The 17,602-nt window shown below is 73.7% G+C and carries 16 protein-coding genes and 1 pseudogene; 8 read left to right on the top strand and 9 right to left on the bottom strand.

Going from position 1 to position 17,602, the window contains the following annotated elements:
- Positions 1-91: 91 nt before the first annotated feature.
- The 4 genes and pseudogenes from V1634_RS03945 to mca all read right to left on the bottom strand — a co-directional run bounded on the left by V1634_RS03945 (position 92) and on the right by mca (position 5,708).
- Positions 92-1,462, bottom strand: a complete 1,371-nt coding sequence (locus V1634_RS03945; protein ID WP_331206350.1) for a hypothetical protein — start codon at positions 1,460-1,462, stop codon at positions 92-94.
- A gap of 60 nt (positions 1,463-1,522) precedes the next feature.
- Positions 1,523-3,454, bottom strand: a pseudogene (locus V1634_RS03940) (putative bifunctional diguanylate cyclase/phosphodiesterase); the annotation flags it as partial.
- 1,010 nt (positions 3,455-4,464) lie between these two features.
- Positions 4,465-4,770, bottom strand: a complete 306-nt coding sequence (locus V1634_RS03935) for a hypothetical protein (RefSeq protein ID WP_331206348.1) — start codon at positions 4,768-4,770, stop codon at positions 4,465-4,467.
- 56 nt (positions 4,771-4,826) lie between these two features.
- A complete protein-coding gene (mca, locus tag V1634_RS03930; protein ID WP_331206347.1) occupies positions 4,827-5,708 on the bottom strand; it encodes a mycothiol conjugate amidase Mca in 882 nt (293 codons plus the stop codon).
- 190 nt (positions 5,709-5,898) lie between these two features.
- On the opposite strand from mca, the gene V1634_RS03925 reads away from it, so the two are divergent.
- On the top strand, positions 5,899-6,333 hold the full coding sequence (locus tag V1634_RS03925; RefSeq protein ID WP_331206346.1) for a DUF4307 domain-containing protein: 435 nt from the start codon (positions 5,899-5,901) through the stop codon (positions 6,331-6,333).
- Between the two features lie 261 nt (positions 6,334-6,594).
- Positions 6,595-7,092: a transcription elongation factor GreA gene (greA, locus tag V1634_RS03920; protein WP_331206345.1), complete on the top strand. Its 498-nt coding sequence runs from the start codon at positions 6,595-6,597 to the stop codon at positions 7,090-7,092.
- Between the two features lie 50 nt (positions 7,093-7,142).
- On the opposite strand, the gene ilvA is transcribed toward greA, so the two are convergent.
- Positions 7,143-8,363: a threonine ammonia-lyase gene (gene ilvA / locus V1634_RS03915; RefSeq protein ID WP_331206344.1), complete on the bottom strand. Its 1,221-nt coding sequence runs from the start codon at positions 8,361-8,363 to the stop codon at positions 7,143-7,145.
- A 189-nt stretch (positions 8,364-8,552) separates the two neighbouring features.
- Between ilvA and V1634_RS03910 the strand changes: the two genes are divergently transcribed.
- Positions 8,553-9,872: a hypothetical protein gene (locus tag V1634_RS03910; RefSeq protein WP_331206343.1), complete on the top strand. Its 1,320-nt coding sequence runs from the start codon at positions 8,553-8,555 to the stop codon at positions 9,870-9,872.
- Between the two features lie 21 nt (positions 9,873-9,893).
- Here the strand turns inward: V1634_RS03910 and V1634_RS03905 are convergent, their stop codons facing one another.
- Together V1634_RS03905 and V1634_RS03900 are read right to left on the bottom strand one after the other, a co-directional pair.
- Entirely contained in the window at positions 9,894-11,294 is a 1,401-nt protein-coding gene (locus tag V1634_RS03905) for an amidase (RefSeq protein WP_331206342.1), read from the bottom strand.
- 47 nt (positions 11,295-11,341) lie between these two features.
- The gene (locus V1634_RS03900; RefSeq protein WP_331206341.1) at positions 11,342-12,484 is read right to left on the bottom strand and encodes a cystathionine gamma-synthase; all 1,143 of its coding nucleotides are present in this window, start codon (positions 12,482-12,484) and stop codon (positions 11,342-11,344) included.
- Positions 12,485-12,507: 23 nt separating this feature from the next.
- On the opposite strand from V1634_RS03900, the gene V1634_RS03895 reads away from it, so the two are divergent.
- The gene (locus tag V1634_RS03895; RefSeq protein WP_331206340.1) at positions 12,508-12,921 is read left to right on the top strand and encodes an HIT family protein; all 414 of its coding nucleotides are present in this window, start codon (positions 12,508-12,510) and stop codon (positions 12,919-12,921) included.
- Here the strand turns inward: V1634_RS03895 and V1634_RS03890 are convergent.
- Positions 12,911-13,483 carry a hypothetical protein gene (locus V1634_RS03890; protein WP_331206339.1) on the bottom strand — a complete coding sequence of 191 codons (573 nt, stop codon included), beginning with the start codon at positions 13,481-13,483 and terminating at the stop codon, positions 12,911-12,913. The two genes, V1634_RS03895 and V1634_RS03890, sit on opposite strands and share 11 nt — an antisense overlap.
- Positions 13,484-13,675: 192 nt before the next feature.
- Here V1634_RS03890 and msrA point away from each other — a divergent pair, with 192 nt between their 5' ends.
- Positions 13,676-14,338, top strand: a complete 663-nt coding sequence (msrA, locus tag V1634_RS03885) for a peptide-methionine (S)-S-oxide reductase MsrA (RefSeq protein ID WP_331206338.1) — start codon at positions 13,676-13,678, stop codon at positions 14,336-14,338.
- 368 nt (positions 14,339-14,706) lie between these two features.
- Complete coding sequence (locus V1634_RS03880) at positions 14,707-15,690, top strand: ribonuclease Z (protein WP_331206337.1); 984 nt, start codon at positions 14,707-14,709, stop codon at positions 15,688-15,690.
- Here the strand turns inward: V1634_RS03880 and V1634_RS03875 are convergent.
- Positions 15,650-15,949, bottom strand: a complete 300-nt coding sequence (locus V1634_RS03875) for an MmcQ/YjbR family DNA-binding protein (RefSeq protein ID WP_331206336.1) — start codon at positions 15,947-15,949, stop codon at positions 15,650-15,652. The genes V1634_RS03880 and V1634_RS03875 overlap by 41 nt on opposite strands.
- Positions 15,950-16,005: 56 nt before the next feature.
- On the opposite strand from V1634_RS03875, the gene V1634_RS03870 reads away from it, so the two are divergent.
- Both V1634_RS03870 and V1634_RS03865 read left to right on the top strand, forming a co-directional pair.
- Positions 16,006-16,533: a GNAT family N-acetyltransferase gene (locus tag V1634_RS03870; RefSeq protein ID WP_331206335.1), complete on the top strand. Its 528-nt coding sequence runs from the start codon at positions 16,006-16,008 to the stop codon at positions 16,531-16,533.
- Between the two features lie 105 nt (positions 16,534-16,638).
- Positions 16,639-17,595, top strand: a complete 957-nt coding sequence (locus tag V1634_RS03865) for a S1C family serine protease (RefSeq protein WP_331206334.1) — start codon at positions 16,639-16,641, stop codon at positions 17,593-17,595.
- Positions 17,596-17,602 lie beyond the last annotated feature (7 nt).

Below are 17,602 nucleotides of genomic sequence, written 5' to 3'. Positions count from 1 at the left end.
CCGACGACCATAACCGCTACGCCGGGACGGCGCTCGGCGCTCGGGCGGGCGGGTCTGCGGTCGCCCGGACGGGAAACCACGGGGCGCGTCACTACGGCGCGGGGAGCGTACGGCAGAGCGCGGGCGGGAAGTCCGGCCGTACCGTCGCCACGTCGGCGCAGCCCGGGGCGGTGGTCCGGTGCACGGTCCGCCAGCCGGCCGACTCGAACCGGAGGAAGTACCGGTAGCGGGCCGGCGGCGCCGAGCAGCCGGGACGGCCGCCGGCACCGCACTGGGTGCTGTTCAGGTCGAGCGTCATCACCAGCCAGGTGCCGTCACACCTCTCCATCTTCCGGGAGCTGTTCCGGGGTACGTCCATCCCCTTGATCGCCGCGAGCACCCAGGTCGAGTCGCAGTGGTCGGCCGGCGGTGTGCAACCGAGATCGGCGGAGCAGCGCCGGTAGCCGGTCCCGTCCGGCGCCCACGGTTGCTGGTTGAGCACCACCACCCGGTCCCCGACCGGCTTCGGGGAGGTGAGCCGGGCCACCCCGGGTGCCTGGGTCGGACAGCCGCCCACCTGTCCGGCTCCGGCCGAGTCGACCACGATGTTGGCGTAGATCAGCCCGTTCTCCTCGGTGTACCAGCCGACCCGCGGGTTCCGGGCGCAGTCCGGGCCGCCGGCCGGCACCGCCACGTCGACCAGCAGGGTGCGCGGGTCCGGCCCGCGCCGGAGACCGGTCACCTCCGCCTGGTACGTCCCCCACTCCGCCGGACCGGCTGCGGTGCTCGGCGGCGCCGGGGTACCCCGGGTGCCACCGGCCCGGGCCAGTGCCGTGCTGCCGAGCCCGGAGGCGGTGGTCGGATCGCCGTCCGGCATCCTGGTGCCGGTGACGAGTACCGCCACCAGGTAGTCCCCGGCCACCCCGACGTAGTACGCGGCGGTGGCGTCACCGCCGGAGTACGAACGCAGGAGCAGCAGGCCGGCGGTCTCCTCGGCGAGTACCTTCCAGTCCTCGCCCTCGGCCGGACGGCCGCACCGGGACAGCTCGTCCCGGAGCGCCGCCATCGCGCGATCGACGAGTCCGGCCGGATAGCGGCCGACGTACTCGTAGATCCGGTACCGGCCCATCGTGGCGTTGATCGTCCGCTCGGCCAGCGGCTCGGGCCGGTCCGGGCCACTCGACGCGGAGCCACTCGGCGCGGCGCGAACGGTGCCGGATACAGCGCCGGAAGCAGCGGGCGGAGTGGCCGGCGGAGTGGCCGGCGACGACGGGCCGCCCGGCGTGCCGGCGCAGGGCCGGGGCGGCAGCGAGTGCGGAGCCTCCGGGCCACCGGCGGAGATTTCCGCCCCGCCCAGGTCGTCGCTGCGCAGCAGCACCTCGTCCGGGATCTCCACCGGCCCACCCGGGGCACCGGGTCCGGCGCAGCCGAGCAGTGTTCCGGCGGTCAGGAGTACCGCCAGCGAAAGCTTCACCCGCCTCATCGGCACAGTGTGCAGTACGGCCGACGGCCGCGACCGGGCCCGGATACTCAGTCGAACCGGCTACGAGGCGCCGTCGGCGCGCAGCGGCAGGATCCGCGCCTGCGCGGAGTCGAGGAGCGACCGGAGTACCGCGACGATCTTGTCCGACGGCATCGGCCGGAAGAAGTGGTAGCCCTGGGCGGCCGTGCAGCCCAGCTCGGCGAGCGCGGCCCGCTGGTCGGCGGTCTCCACCCCCTCGGCGACCACCCGCAGCCCCAGCTCCCGGCCGAGGTCCACGGTGGTCCGGACGATCGCCGCCGCCTCCGGCGACTCCGCCATCTTCATCACGAACGACCGGTCGACCTTGAGTTCGTCCACGGAGATCCGGGTCAGGAAGGTCAGCGAGGAGAAGCCGGTGCCGAAGTCGTCGACGGCCAGCTGCACGCCCATCGCCCGCAGCGCGGAGAGCACCTCGTCGATGACCTCCAGCTCGCTCATCACCACCGTCTCGGTGATCTCCAGCACCAGCCGGTGGGCCGGCACCGGGTGGCGGCGCCGCGACTCGGCCACCTCGGCCGGCAGCCTCGGATCGAGCAGGCTGCGCGCCGACAGGTTGATCGAGATCGGTACGTCGAGACCGTGCCGGGCCCAGTCGGCCGCGACACCGAGCGCCTTGTCCACCACATAGCGGGTGAAGGCGCCGAGCAGTTCGCTGCCCTCGATGGTCCGGACGAAGTCGGCCGGGGTGAGCCGGCCCCGCCGCGGGTGCCGCCAGCGGATCAGCGCCTCCACCCCGGTCGGTTCCCCGGTGCAGAGGTCGACCGCCGGCTGGAGCGCCAACTCGAGCTGGTCGTCGACGTCCAGCGCCTCGCGCAGCTCGGCGAGCAGGGCGAGCTTGTCGGTGCTGGCCGCGTCCCGGGCGCTGTCGTACGAGGCGACGCTGCCGCCGCCCTGCTTCGCCTGGTACATCGCGATGTCGGCCCGGCGCAGCAGCTCGGTCATGTCGGCCGTACCCGCACCGGCCACCACCACCCCGACGGAGACCTCGACCGACATCCGCACCCCGGCCACCTCGATCGGGGTGGCGAGCAGCTCGACGATCTCGCGGGCCCGGCGCAGCACGTTCGGCATCGGCGACCGGTCGGTGGCCGGCTCTGCCAGTACGGCCGGGGAGGGAATCAGCAGCGCGAACTCGTCACCGCCGAGCCGGCCCAGCAGCTCACCGGGGCGGACCAGCGCGTCCAGCCGGTCGGCGGTCACCTGGAGCAGCTCGTCGCCGGCGGCGTGTCCAAGCGTGTCGTTGACCTCTTTGAAGTGGTTGATGTCGAGCAGCAGCAGGGCCACCGGGTGGTCGTGGCCGAGCTGGTGCAACGCCACGTCGCCCTTGCTCAGCAGGGCGGCCCGGTTGATCAGGTTGGTCAGCGCGTCGTGCACCGCCTCGTACGACGACCGGGCCGTCACCAGCCGGAGCTGCCGGTGCGTCGCCGCGTCGTGCAGGGCCGCCGCCAGCGCGTCGCCGAACGCCGAGAGCGCGTCCTGCTCCCGCTGGCTCGGCAGGGCGGAGCGGGGGAACCGCACCCGCAGCTCGCCGACCGGTGAACTGCCCACCACCAGCGGTCGGGTCAGTTCCTGGTCGGCCCGTCCGGTGGCCGCCGGGCCGTGCTCGGTGCCGGCCCGTCCGCCGACACCGGCAGCGCGGCCGGCCGACAGGTCGCCGCCGACCTGGCTGGCGGCCAGGTCCAGACCGAGCCGGCTGGTGAACGGGAGCCGGGCGGTTCCGTCGTCCGACGACCCCGAGGAGCCGGCCCGGTCGCCGGTGTCGGCCCGCTCGGCGGTGGTCAGGTCGCGGTGTACCACCGGACCGCCCGGCTCGCCTCGGTAGCGCCGCCACCGGCCGTCGCCGCGCCGCACGTCCACCTCGACCCACTCCGCGCCGAACAGGGCCAGCGGGCCGGCCACCCCGGCGGTCGCGACGCCGTGCTCGTCGAGCTGGTTGAGCGCGCTGGTGGCCTCGGCAAGGGCCCGCCAGGCGCGTCGCTCGTCGTCGGCCCGGAGCCGCTGACTGTACGTCTGCTGGAGCAGCCACAGCACCGGCGGCAGGAAGAGCAGCCAGCGCGGGTCGTACCCGACCACGGCCACCACGGCCAGCCCGACGAAGACGTTGCCGACGAACATCAGCAACTTGCCCTGTAGGGCGCGCAGCAGCGCCGGCCAGAGCCGTTCGCCGTGCCGCAGCGACAGGGTGAACCCGGCCAGCCCGGCGGTGACCAGCAGGTACGTCATCGACCCGACCGCGAGCGCGGCGATCAGCGGCGGCGTCAGCTCGGTGACGAAGCGTGTGCCGAGCACGTCCGGGACGGTCGCGCCGAGTGCCCCGGCGACGGTCAGCGTGACCGCGACGGCGAGCGCGACGGAGATGGTCAGCGAGGCGGCGGTGTGTACGACGTCCAGCAGGGAGCGCCGGTCCACGAAGATCGTCAGCAGTGTCCAGGCCACCACCGCACCCAGCAGGGCGGCGGCCGGCAGCCAGCCGGGTGGTACCAGGGAGAGGCCGATGATGAACGACGCCTCGCCCCAGGTGACACTGACCCGGCCCGAGCCGACCCGGAATCGCAGCCGGAAGAGCTGCGCCGTCGCCATTACGGCGGTGGCGATGCCGAGCCGGGCGACCGCCGGCAGCGGGTCGTCGGCGGGCAGGTCGGTGGGGATGAGCAGACCGGCCGCGACGAGGGCGACCGCGACGGGCAGGACGGTGAGGGTGAGCGCGCGCACCCGACGGGGTGCGGACGCGATGCCGACCAGGGCGAGGAAACGCCCGGACCGACGCCCGGACGTCACGGATCGCCGCCGTTCGCCGGCGGCCGCCTCGGGACGTGGCCGTGCCGCGACCGGCGCTGGGCGTCGGGTCTGGTTCTCATCGGCGCCCCCTCCCGCGCACGGTGCGGGGACTTTTGGTCCCCCGGCGGAAGGCTAAGCCAATCCGATTGAGCGCAACAGGGGGCGCCTGGCCGGATTAGCGTGAATCATGGCGCGGACTGGCTATTCCTGTCCTGCTGGGGGGCATTGGGAGCGCTTCCAGCAGATTCCTCGGCCGTGGGCGCCTCGACCGACGCCTCCGCGGGGTCCGACTCGGCCGCCGACGGCTCGTCGTCCCGTTGGTGCGGAAAGCGCTCGGGCAGCCGGCGCAACCGGGCGTTCATGTTACGGATCAACAGAACCGTGGCGATGGCCAGTACGGTGATCAGGAAGAGACCCATCGGTCCGGCCAGGCCGCCGGTCCGGGTGTCACCGAAGTTGTTCTCCGCGAGCACCTGCGCAGCGGTAAGCATGACTGGAAATCCTCCGATGTGGCGGCCTACCCCTTCACGGTACGCCTAGCTCCGTCTCACCGGACCCGCGCGGTCTCCCGAACCCCGGCGAAGAGGTCCGACTCGGGCAGCGGACTGTCGACCACCGAGCGGACCAGCTCGAAGTCCTCCGTCGGCCAGGCGGCCTGCTGCAACTCCATCGGCACGTGGAACCAGAAGCCGTCCGGGTCGACCTGGGTGGCGTGGGCGCGCAGCGCGTCGTCGCGGACCGGGAAGTAGTCCGCACAGGGGACCCGGGTGGTGATCCTCGGCCCCTTGTCCGGCCGGTCCTCCCAGCGCTCCAGCCACTCCGCGTACGGCGACTCCGCGCCACGGGCGAGCATCGCCTCGTGCAGCGCCATGATCTTCGCCTTGGAGAAGCCGATGTCGTAGTAGAGCTTCAACGGCTGCCACGGAGCGCCCAGCTCCGGAAAGCGCTCCGGGTCGCCGGCCGCGTCGAACGCCGCCACGCTGACCTTGTGACACATGATGTGGTCGGGGTGCGGGTAGCCGCCGTCCTCGTCGTAGGTGGTGACGACGTGCGGGCGGAACTCGCGCATCAGCTTGACCAGCGGCGCCGCCGCGACCTCGACGTCCTGGAGCGCGAAGCAGCCCTCGGGCAGCGGGGGCAGCGGGTCGCCCTCCGGCAGCCCCGAGTCGACGAAGCCGAGCCACGCCTGCTCGACGCCGAGGATGGCCCGGGCGGCGTCCATCTCGGCCCGGCGGATCTCGGCGATGTTGGCCCAGACCTCCGGCCGGTCCAGCTTCGGGTTGAGAACGCTGCCCCGCTCGCCGCCCGTACACGTGACGACGAGGACCTGCACGCCTTCGGCGACGTATTTCGCCATGGTCGCCGCGCCCTTGCTCGACTCGTCGTCGGGATGGGCGTGCACGGCCATCAGACGTAGCTGCTCTGCCAACTCAGGTGCTCCCTCAGTGATGCCCCGGGCCGGGCTCGGCCCCCGTCCCCCTGAACGCCCGTCCTCCGCCGACCCGGGATCGGCCGCGATCGGTCTTGGACCTGCCAGAGCCAGCCCGGCCGCCGATGAGAAGATGGGCGTACCCATTCTTGCCGATGCCACCGACAACAGTCCCAGGAGATACCCGCCGGTGTCCGAGACGCCCGCCACACCAGTACCGACCGCCCCGGTGTTCCCACCAGGTCGGTACGGCCACCGCCGCGCGCAGCGGCGCCGCCGGCCCTGGGTCGCGGCACTGCTGGCGGTCGCCCTGCTGGCGGTGATGAGCGCGGTCTCCTACCGCCTCTACCGGCAGTACGGCGACCCGAACTACGACGCCCAGGTGATCACCTACACCGAGATCACCGACAGCCAGCTGGTGCTCGACTTCCGGGTCACCGTGCCGGCCGGCGGCTCGGCGGTCTGTGTGCTCCGGGCCCGCTCCAGGGACGGCGCCGAGGTCGCCCGCGAGGAGGTACGGGTGCACGCCGAGCCGGGGCAGCGGCACCTGACGGTCCGGCACCGGCTGGTCACCACGGCCCGGCCGATCATCGGCGAGGTGCTCCGCTGCCGTCCCACCGGGTGAGCCCGAGCGGCTGAGTGCGTCGGCCCGTGGCCCGGGTTGGCCCGGTAGCGCCGGTCGGCACCGGCCGCCCGCGAAGGCCGGCCGGAGAGCGCCGCCGAGCCTCGCCGACCGGCGGTCCGAGCCACCCGGCCCGGCCCCGTTCCGGCCGGCCGCAACGCCCCGGCCTGCGCCGGCCCCCGATAAATGACGTGGCGTCCGGTGTGTAGCGCACTGGTAACTTGGTAATTCGTCCCTGTCCACGACTACCCGAGGAGATCGTCTGTGTCCACGACCGACCGCGAGGCAGCCACCTGGCTGTCGCAGGAGGCCTACGACCGGCTGCAGGCGGAGCTCAACGAGCTGATCGCCGGACGGCCGGTGATCGCCGCGGAGATCAACGCCCGGCGCGAAGAGGGTGACCTCAGGGAGAACGGCGGATACCACGCCGCCCGGGAGGAACAGGGCAAGCAGGAGTTCCGGATCCGTCAGTTGCAGGAGCTGCTCCGTACCGCCCAGGTGGGCGAGGCGCCGGCCGCGGACGTGGTGGCGCCGGGCTGCGTCGTCACGATCCACTTCGACGACGACACCGACGACACCGAGAGCTTCCTGCTCGGTTCCCGGGAGATCGCCGCGACCACCGACCTGACCGTCTACAGCCCGGAGTCGGCGCTCGGCAAGTCCATCCTCGGCGCCCGGCCCGGCCAGACCGTCACCTACACGGCGCCCAGCGGCGCGGAGATCAAGGTGACCGTGGTCCGGTTCGAGGCGTACGGCGGCTGACGGCAGCGGCCCGCCGGAGGCGGCGGGCCGAGACGTCCGACCCAGCCGGCTCAGCCCGGCTGGGCGACGTCGACCTGGTAGCCGCAGCCGCGCAGCGCGCTGATCAGCCGGTCGGAGTGTTCGGCGCCCCGGGTCTCCACCGAGAGCGCCACCTCGACCTCACCGAGCCGCAGGTGCGGGTTCTGCCGCTGGTGCACCACGTCGACGACGTTGCCCCGGTGCTCGGCGATCATGCCGAGCAGCGACGCCAACTGGCCGGGCCGGTCCGCGCAGCGCACGGTGATCCGCAGGAAGCGGCCCGCCGAGGCGAGCCCGTGCTCGATCACCCGCAGCATCAGCAGCGGGTCGATGTTGCCGCCGGAGAGCACCGCCACCACCGGCGGTTCCACCCGCACCGCGCCGGACATCAGCGCGGCCACCCCGGCCGCCCCGGCCGGCTCCACCACCTGCTTGCCCCGCTCCAGCAGCATCAGCAGGGCCTGCGAGATGTCCTCGTCCGCTACCGTCACGATCTCGTCCACCAGCTTGCTGACGTGCGCGAAGGTGACCTCACCGGGCCGGCCGACCGCGATGCCGTCGGCGATCGTGGCGAAGGCGGGCAGCCGTACCGGCTCGCCGGCCCGCAGCGACGCGGGGAAGGCGGCCGCACCGGCGGCCTGCACCCCGATCACCCGTACGTCCGGGCGGAGCGCCTTGGCGGCCACCGCGATCCCGGAGACCAGTCCCCCGCCGCCGACCCCGGCGACGATGGTCCGCACCTCCGGGCACTGCTCCAGGATCTCCAGCGCCACCGTGCCCTGCCCGGCGATCACGTCCGGATGGTCGAACGGGTGGATGAAAACCGCGCCGGTACGGTTCGCGAAGTCCTCCGCCGCGACCAGTGACTCGTCGACGGTGTTGCCGACCAACTCCACCCGGGCGCCGTACCCCTTGGTGGCCGCCACCTTCGGCAGCGGCGCCCCCACCGGCATGAAGACCGTGGCGGCGGCGCCGAGCAGTCCGGCGGCGAGCGCCACCCCCTGGGCGTGGTTGCCGGCGCTGGCCGCCACCACCCCCCGGTCGCGCTCCGCCGCCGAGAGCCGGGCGATCCGCACGTACGCGCCCCGGACCTTGTACGACCCGGCCCGCTGCACGTGCTCGCACTTGAGCCAGACCGGCCCGCCCAGCGCGGCGGAGAGCGGCCGGGACGGCTCCAGCGGAGTGACCCGGACGACGTCGGCGAGCAGTTCGCGGGCGGCGGCGACCTCGGCGAGTCCGACCAGCTCCGTCATGCCCCCGATCGTCGCATCCCGCCCCCGGGGTGCTCGCGTCGGCGGTACCGGCGTGCCGGAGGTCACCCCACCGGCCGCCGTCGAGGCGTTCTACCCTCTCGCTCGGGCCGTCCGCCGGACGGCGTCACCTCCGCCCGGTGCCCCGACCGGTCGCCGGCGGGCCGGACCGCACAGGGGACGGAGTCTCAGATGTCCGCCGGTACCGAGTGGGTCTCCGGGAGCGATCCGGCGTCGGCGGACGGGGCGCAACCGCCTCCGCTGCCCTGGCGGGACGCCATCCGGCTCCGGTTGGCGGCCGAACCGCAGGGCTGGGCGGAGCCGCTGTCCCGGTACGCCGGGTGGCTCGGCTTCGGCGCCGGAATGCTGCTCGGCGGCCTGTTCCTGATCGTCGTGCCGGCCACCCCCTGCACGGCGGCGGCGCCCTGCCACCCCGACCGGGTCGGCAACGTCATCTTCGGGCTGGTCGGCAGCCTCCCGCTGCTCGCCCTGGTCCGGCTGGAGTTCGCCGTGGCGGGGACCGGCACGTTGCTGGCCGTCACGCTCGGCTACGAGCTGACCCAGACCGAGCACCTGCCACCGTGGTTCTACCTGCTGCTCGTCGGGTACGCGGTCGGCTGCGGGCTGCTCGCCCGGCTGGCCCGGGGCCCTGCGCGGTACCGGGCCGAGTTGCGCGACTGGCACCGGCGGGCCCGGCTCGCCGTACCGCCGCCGCCGGCTCGGCTGCCCCGCCCATCGCCGGGTACGGCGGTCGCCGCCGCGTCGCTGCTCGTCGCCGCGCTGGTCGTCGCCGGCTGGACCGGGCTGCGGCAGAGCGAGGTCGACGACCAGCAGCGCCGGGCGGAGGTCGTCACCGCGACCGTGCGCGCGCACCCGTCCTGGGGGGAGGTCGACCTCGACCTCCCCGACGGCCGGCCGGCCGCGCGGCTTCCCGTTTTCGACGCGGCCGCCTACCCGGTCGGCTCCACGGTCGAGGTCGCGGTGGACGACGCCGGCCTGCGGCAGCTCGTCACCGAGCCGTACGACCTGACGCCGTGGCTGGCGCTCGTGGTGGTACTCGCACTGCTCGGGCTCGGCGTCGGCTGGCGCGGTGCCGCCCGGGTACGCGCCGGCCGCCGGTTCTTCCGCCGGCCGCAGCCGGTCAGCGCGGTACGGGTGCACCAGGGCGTCGACCGGGTGTACGTCTACGCCGGCACGGGCCCGGAGGTGATGCCGCTGACCGAGATCGAGGTACGGGAGCGGCTCACGCCGACGACCGGCGGTGAACCCGGCCCGGCGGTACTGCACGGTGTGCCCGTACCCGGGCAGTGGGGCACGGTGACGGTCGACGGCCGTACCCTCTCGCCCACCGGTCCGGTACTGCTGCCCGAGCCGACCGCGCCCTGGCTGAGCACCCGGCGCCGCCGGTCCGGGGTGCTGATCCGGCCCGAGCTGACCTGGGTCGGCAGCGCCCTCCTCGTGGCGGTCGTCCTCGGCGCGATCGTCCTGCTCGTCGCGCTCCTCGGCCGCTGACCGGTCGGCCGGCGGCCGCGCTCAGCCGGCCGGGGTGGGCACCCGGGGCCAGTCGGGCGCGTGCCGCCGCCACGGTCCGGTCAGCTCGAACTGCCCCGCCACGCCGAGGAGCAGCAGCTCCGAGCCGGGCGGACCGACCAACTGCACCCCGACCGGCAACCCGTCCGGGCGCAGCCCGACGGGTACCACCAGCGACGGCAGGCCGGCGATGTTCCACGGCGCGGCGTACGGGGCGTAGCGGATGCAGGTGAGCAGGTTGGACCGCCACGAGCGGGTGGCCCAGCCGAGAGCCGGCGGAGGGGCGCTGGCCAGCGCGGGAGTGAGCAGCAGGTCGACCGAGTGGTCGCCGAAGAAGTTGACGCTGCGCTCCCGCCACCGGGTGCGGTCCTGCTCGCGTACCAGGCCACGGCGCTGCGCCCAGCCGCCGAGAGCGGCGTGCCGGCGGCTGCGCCGTTGCAGGGTAGCGGGATCCAGGCCGGCCGCCTCGACCTCGTTCGCCGCCGCCGCGAGCCAGGTGGCGACGCCACGCAGCCCCAGCGAGGTCGGATAGACCGGGTCGACCGAGACGGTGTCGTGTCCGGCCACCGCCAGCAGCTTGGCGGCGGCGCCCACCGCGTCCCGGTTGGGCTGGTCCGGGCGTACCCCGGCCACCGGCGAGCGGAGCGACACGGCGACCCGCAGCCGCTCCGGCGGTACCAGCTTGTCCGGCCGGCGCCCGGCGAGCACCGCGAAGCCGACCGCGGCGTCCGCCACGGTGGTGGCCAGGATGCCCTGCTCGGCGAGGCCGTACCAGTCGTTGGCGCCGAGCTGGCACGGTATGACGCCCCGGCCGGGCTTGAGCCCGACCAGCCCGCAGCAGGCGGCCGGGATCCGGATCGAGCCGAGCCCGTCGTTGCCGTGCGCGATCGGCACCATCCCGGAGGCGACGGCCGCCGCCGAGCCGCCGGAGGAGCCGCCCGGGGTGCGGTCGGTCGCCCACGGGTTGCGGGTCGCCACGGTCTCGTCGTCGGTGAACCCGAACAGCCCGAGTTCGGGCATCCGGGTCACCCCGACGATCACCGCTCCGGCGCCGCGCAGCCGCCGGACCACCTCGTGGTCGGACTCGGCGACCGGGGTACGCGCGGCTGCCGACCCGTTCCAGGTCGGCAGCCCCGCGACGGCGGTGTTCTCCTTGACCGCGATCGGCACGCCGGCCAGCGGGAGGTTCGCCAGATCGTCCTGCTCGTCGACCTTCTCCGCCTCGACGATCGCCTCGCCACCCCGCACCACCCGGAACGCGGACAGCTCGCGGTCCGCCCGGTCGATGTGGTCGAGGTGGTCCGCCACCACCTGGGTGGCGGAGGCGTCCCCACGGCGGACGGCCCGGGCGATCTGTTTCGCGGTCGCGCCCACCCAGTTCGGCGTGATGTCCTGCACGGCCAACTCCCCATCGGCTTGTCCGCAGCGCCGTCCGGGCGGCCGGACAGCGGTCAGCCGAGCGCCTGCTCCAGGTCTGCGAGTAGGTCGTCGGCGGTCTCGATGCCGACAGACAGTCGCACGAGATCGGCGGGAACTTCAAGCGGCGAGCCGGCGGCACTTGCGTGTGTCATCCGGCCCGGATGTTCGATCAGCGACTCGACTCCGCCCAGTGACTCGGCGAGCACGAAGAGTTTCGCCCGGTCGCAGATCCGTACGGCGTGCTCCTCGCCGCCGGCCGCCCGGAAGGAGATCATGCCGCCGAACCGGCGCATCTGCTTCGCCGCGACCTCGTGCCCGGGGTGTTCCGGCAGGCCCGGGTAGAGCACCTGGGACACCGCCCGGTGCCCGTTGAGGTAGTCGGCGATCCGCTCGGCGTTGTCGCAGTGCCGATCCATCCGTACCCCGAGGGTCTTGACCCCGCGCAGCGTCAGCCAGGCGTCGAAGGGCCCGTTCACCGCGCCCATCGCGTTCTGGTGGTAGCGCAGCTCCTCGCCGAGCGCGGCGCTGGCCGCGACGAGGGCGCCCCCGACCACGTCGGAGTGCCCACCGACGTACTTGGTCGTCGAGTGCACCACCACGTCCGCACCGAGCGCGATCGGCTGCTGGAGGTACGGCGAGGCGAACGTGTTGTCGACGACGAGCAGTGCGTCGACGTCGCCGGCCAGCGTGGCCAGCCCGGCGATGTCGGCGATCCCGAGCAGCGGGTTGGTGGGGGTCTCCACCCAGATCACCTTCGTCTGGCCGGGGCGGACCGCCGCCCGGACGGCGTCGACGTCGGAGATCCGGGCCGCCGTCCAGCTCAGTCCCCAGCGCTCGGCGACCCGGGCGAAGAGCCGGAACGTGCCGCCGTACGCGTCGTCCGGGATCACCACATGGTCACCCGGCCGGCAGACGGTACGCAGCAGGGCGTCCTCGGCGGCCAGCCCGCTGGCGAAGGCCAGCCCCACCGGGCCGCCCTCCAGCGCGGCGAGGCACTCCTGCAACGCGTCCCGGGTCGGGTTGCCCGACCTGCTGTACTCGTAGCCGAGCCGGGGTGCCCCGACGGCGTCCTGGGCGTACGTGCTGGTCTGGTATATCGGCGGCACCACCGCCCCGGTGCGGGGCTCCGGCTCCTGGCCGGCGTGGATGGCGAGTGTCTCGAAGCCGTGACTCATTTGCAGAAGGCTAGCCTGCACTGGTGGCGGGGTGCGTGTTCTGCGGGATCGTGGCGGGCGCGGCGGCGTTCCGGGTGGTCGACTCCCCCGACGGGGTGGCCTTCCTCGACGTACGCCCGGTGTTCAAGGGACACCTGCTGGTGGTGCCGCGTGCGCACGTCGAGACGCTGGGCGAGCTGCCGGACGAGGCGCTGCCCGGCTACTTCCGGCTGGTCCGGCGGCTGGCCCTGGCCGTCGAGGAGGGGCTGGGTGCCGGTGGGACGTTCGTGGCGATGAACAACCGGGTCTCCCAGTCCGTGCCGCACCTGCACACCCATGTCGTACCGAGGACAAAGGGCGACGGGCTGCGCGGCTTCTTCTGGCCCCGCACGAAGTACGCCTCGGACGTCGAGGCCGGGTCGTACGCCGACCGGATCGCCGCCGCGCTCACCGAGTAGCCGAGGCGGGGGTGGCCGGGCCAGGGATCGCCCGCTCGACCCGGCTGCGGCGCCGGTGGTATGCGACGGCGACCGCCAGCAGCAGCGGACCCCAGGCCACCAGTGGGGCGTACGTGACGACCACCACCACCTGCGCGGTGCCCTCCAGCGTCGCCGTGCCCGCCTCGCCGATCGCCGGCCGGACCGGCCCGACGAGGTCGAACAGGGACTCGACCAGCAGATAGCCGCAGAGGCCGATCAGCAGGGTCGCCCCGGTGACGGCCGGTACCACCGCCGCCCGGATCGGCACCCGTCGGCCGCCCAGCAGCGGCAGCCAGCCCGGCAGCCACTCGCCCCAGGGCCGGACCAGGCCGACGGTGAGCAGCGCCAGCCCCATCGAGACGAGGCTGAGGCAGAGCACGTAGAGCCGCTCGCCCGGGGTGACCGTCACCGACGTGCCACCCCCGTCGAGCAGCCCGGCGAGCAGAGCCAGCCGGGACAGCGCCGACGGCAGTACGCAGAGCGGCACCGCGTACGCCGCCCAGACCGCCCAGCGCGGCACCTCCATGCTCTCCACCGTCATCTCGTCGCCCCCTCCGGCCGGCCTCCCCGGACATCCCACGATCCGCCGGAGCCCTCACCGGCACCTCCCGCCCCAGCGCCATCCCGCTCCCCCGCCCGGGTGAGTCCGGGGTGGGGTGCCGGGGGCCTGGGCGGGTAAGGATCCGGGTGCGTGTCGTGTTACATCCGGCAGAGGTACGAGAGGAGTTCCATCGTGTTCCTACGGCGCACCAATGCCGAGCTGCCCACCCCCGACCAGGCCCTGCCCGGCCGGCTGATCGCGATGCCGATCGCCGACCGGCACGAGGTGCTCGGAACCCCGCTGCGGGGACCGTGGCCCGAGGGTGCCCAGGTCGCCGTCTTCGGGATGGGCTGTTTCTGGGGAGCCGAGCGGCTGTTCTGGACGCTGCCCGGGGTGGTTTCCACCTCCGCGGGCTATGCGGGCGGTTACACGAAGAATCCGACCTACGAGGAGGTCTGCTCGGGCCGGACCGCGCACGCCGAGGTGGTCCAGGTGGTCTACGACCCCTCGAAGATCGGTTACGAGGACCTGCTCAAGGTCTTCTGGGAGAACCACGACCCGACCCAGGGGATGCGGCAGGGCAACGACGTCGGCACGCAGTACCGGTCGGCGATCTACACCACCACCGAGGAGCAGGCGGCGATCGCCCGGGCGTCCCGGGACGCGTTCGCGCCGATCGTGGCGGGGGCCGGGCACGGCGAGATCACCACGGAGATCGCCGAACTGGGCGACTACTACTACGCCGAGGACTACCACCAGCAGTACCTGGCGCCGACCAAGAACCCGAACGGGTACTGCAACCACGGGCCGAACGGGATGACCTGCCCGGTCGGGGTGGCCCGGACCGGGGCGTAACCGCCGCGACCCGCCCTCCGCGCGAAGTGTGGCCAAAAACCGTTGCCGGGGCCGTCCGGGGATGGATAGCGTGGCCGTACACGGGAAGGGAGGTGGTCCGAGCTTTGTATAGCAATAGGACTCGTGAGGTGGCTGTCCGCTAGCCGCTGTCCTTGACAGTTTCGGTGTCCGCCGCAAGCGGGCAGTTGCAAGTCGTCGAGACCGTGTGGCAGCGGTGCGGCGAATCCACGACAGCCACCCGACCCCCGGGGCGCCGGCCCAAGTCCAGCCGGCCTCCGTGTGACGACCGTCACGCGGACCCCGGGGGTCGACCATTTCTCCGGTCGACCGCCGACGCCGTCGACCGGTACCCCCTCGAAGAGGCCGCCGTGTCCGTACGTGAGCTGGCGGTGCTGGGCACGGCCAGCCAGGTGCCGACCCGGCACCGGAACCACAACGGGTACCTGCTGCGCTGGGACCGCGAGGTGATCCTCTTCGACCCCGGCGAGGGCACCCAGCGGCAGATGATGTTCGCCGGCATCCCGGCCGGCGACCTGACCCGGATCTGCGTCACGCACTTCCACGGCGACCACTGCCTCGGGCTGCCCGGCGTGGTCCAGCGGCTCTCGCTGGACCGGGTGCCCCATCCGGTCGACGCGCACTATCCGGGCGGCGACGCACACTTCTTCGCCCGGCTGCGCCACGCCAGCTCGTTCTACGAAACCGCCGAGCTGCGGGAACTTCCGGTGCTGCGGGACGGCCAGACCTTCGAGACCTCCGCCGGCACGCTGCTCGCCCGCCGGCTCCGGCACCCGGTCGAGACGTACGGCTACCGGCTGGTCGAGCCGGACGAGCGGCGGATGCTGCCGGACCGGCTGGCCGGGTACGGGATCCGGGGGCCGGCGATCGGCGAGCTGATCCGGACTGGTCACGTCCACGTGGCCGGCCGGCGGGTGACGCTGGCCGAGGTGAGCGCTCCGCGTCCGGGCCAGCGGTTCGGCTTCGTGATGGACACCGGGCTCTGCGACGGGGTCTTCGAGCTGGCCGACCGGGCCGACCTGCTGGTGATCGAGTCGACGTTCCTGGCCGAGGACGCCGCCCTCGCCGCCGAGGTCGGGCACCTGACCGCGGCCCAGGCCGCCCGGGTGGCGGCCGAGTCCGGGGTACGCCGGCTCGTGCTGACCCACTTCTCCCAGCGGTACGCCCCGACGTCCCGGGCCGGGCTGCCACCGGCCGCCGAGCGTTTCGCGGCCGAGGCCCGGGAGCACTTCGACGGCGACCTGGTGATCGCCGAGGATCTGGCCCGGGTGGCGGTGCCGCCCCGAGCGCCGGTCAGCGCGGCAGGGTCGCCGCCAGCCGCTTCGGCGCCCTGATCCGCCACGACTCGGTGAGCAGGTCGCTCAGCTCGACCGGATCGGCGGTGTCGAGCGCGACCACCACCATCGGATAGTTGGCGTAGTGCGCCGGCACGCTGTAGGTCTGCGGCGCCGCCGCGAGCAGCGCCTCCCGCTCGTGCGTGAAGATCGCGATCCGCTCGCCGTCCTCCAGCAGCCGGGCGAAGAGCTTGCCCCGGATCTTGCAGGCCGGCGTCCCGTATGAGATGCCCTGTTCCACCTCGGGTAGCACGGACACCAGATCACACACTCTGTCCCAGGTGACCATATCGGCCACGTTACTACGATCAACTAATGACCCTCACTCTGCGCCCGGCGGTGACCGCCGACCTGATGGCGATCGGCGACCTTCACCACAGATCGCGTGCGGCGGCGTACCGGGAGATCATCCCGGCGGACGCGCTGGCGGCACAGACCGGCGAGATGATGGGGCGGTACTGGGCGGAGCGCTGGGCGTACGAGCGGGACACCCACCTGATGACGGTGGCGGAACGGGACGGCCGGCTGGCCGGCTTCAGCTATCTCGGGCCGCACGATCCCGCCGAACCGGACTCGGCCGGCCCGGACGTCGGCGAGCTGTACGCGATCCACCTCGACCCGGCCGAGCAGGGCCGGGGCACCGGCCGGGCCCTGATGGTCGACGCGCTGGCGAAGCTGCACGCCCGGGGGTGGCGCCGCGCCGTGCTCTGGGTACTCGTCGACAACGCGCACGCCCGGCACTTCTACGCCCGGGGCGGCTGGGTACCGGACGGCGTCGAGCGGGAGGGCGCCATCGGCGCGACGCTGACCCCACAGCTGCGCTACGCCCGCGACCTGCCCTAGCGCGGGCCGGCGACGGATTTCGCTGTGGGCGGGCCGGCGACGGATTTCGCTGTGGGCGCAGCGGCGCCGGGGATCGACCGGGATCGTGCCGGCGTTGACCGGCACATGAGCACCGAACGAGCAGAACCGGAGCGCGCCGAGCGGGCCGCTCTGGACGCGTACTCCCAGGTGGTGACCGGGGTGGCGGCCCGGGTGCTGCCGAGCGTGGCCGCGCTGGCCGTACGCGGGCCGCGCGGCGCGGGTGCCGGTTCGGCGGTGACCTTCACCGACGACGGGTTCCTGCTCACCAGCGCACACGTGGTGGACGGGGCGACCGGCGGGCTGGCCACCTTCGGCGACGGCGCCGAGGCCCGGTTCGACGTGGTCGGCACCGACCCCCTCTCCGACCTGGCCGTGCTCCGGGTCCGGGCCACCGCCGCCCCGCCCGCCGAACTCGGCGACGCCGACCCGCTGCGGATCGGGCAGCTCGTGGTGGCGGTCGGCAACCCGATGGGGCTGGCCGGTTCGGTCACCGCCGGGGTGGTCTCCGGGCTGGGCCGGTCATTGCCGGCCCGGCACGGCCGGGTCGTCCGGCTGATCGAGGACGTCATCCAGACCGACGCCGCGCTCAACCCCGGCAACTCGGGTGGGGCGCTGGCCGACGCCGCCGGCCGGGTGGTCGGGATCAACACCGCCGTCGCCGGGTACGGCCTCGGCCTGGCGGTGCCGATCAACTCCACCACCCGGCAGATCATCGGCGACCTGGTGACCTCGGGACGGGTCCGGCGGGCCTGGCTCGGCGTCGCCGGGGTGCCGGTACCGCTGCCGCCGGCCGTGGCCGAGCGCACCGGCCAGCAGCGCGGGCTGCGGGTGGTGGAGGTCGTCCCGGAGAGCCCCGCCGGGGTCGCCGGGATCTACCTCGGCGACATCATCGTCTCGGCCGGCGGCCGTCCGGTGGCGGACGGGCAGAGCCTGCAACGGCTCATGCTCGGCCCGGCCATCGGCACTCGGCTGCCGATGACCCTGCTGCGTCGGAGCGCCTTCGTCGACGTGATCGCCGTCCCCACCGAACTGCCCCGGTGAAAGGAAG

Source organism: Plantactinospora veratri, assembly GCF_036421995.1.
GTDB classification, from domain to species: Bacteria; Actinomycetota; Actinomycetes; order Mycobacteriales; family Micromonosporaceae; genus Plantactinospora; species Plantactinospora veratri.
Note: the sequence above shows the minus strand (reverse complement) of the source record. Positions and strands in the feature narration are given on the sequence as shown.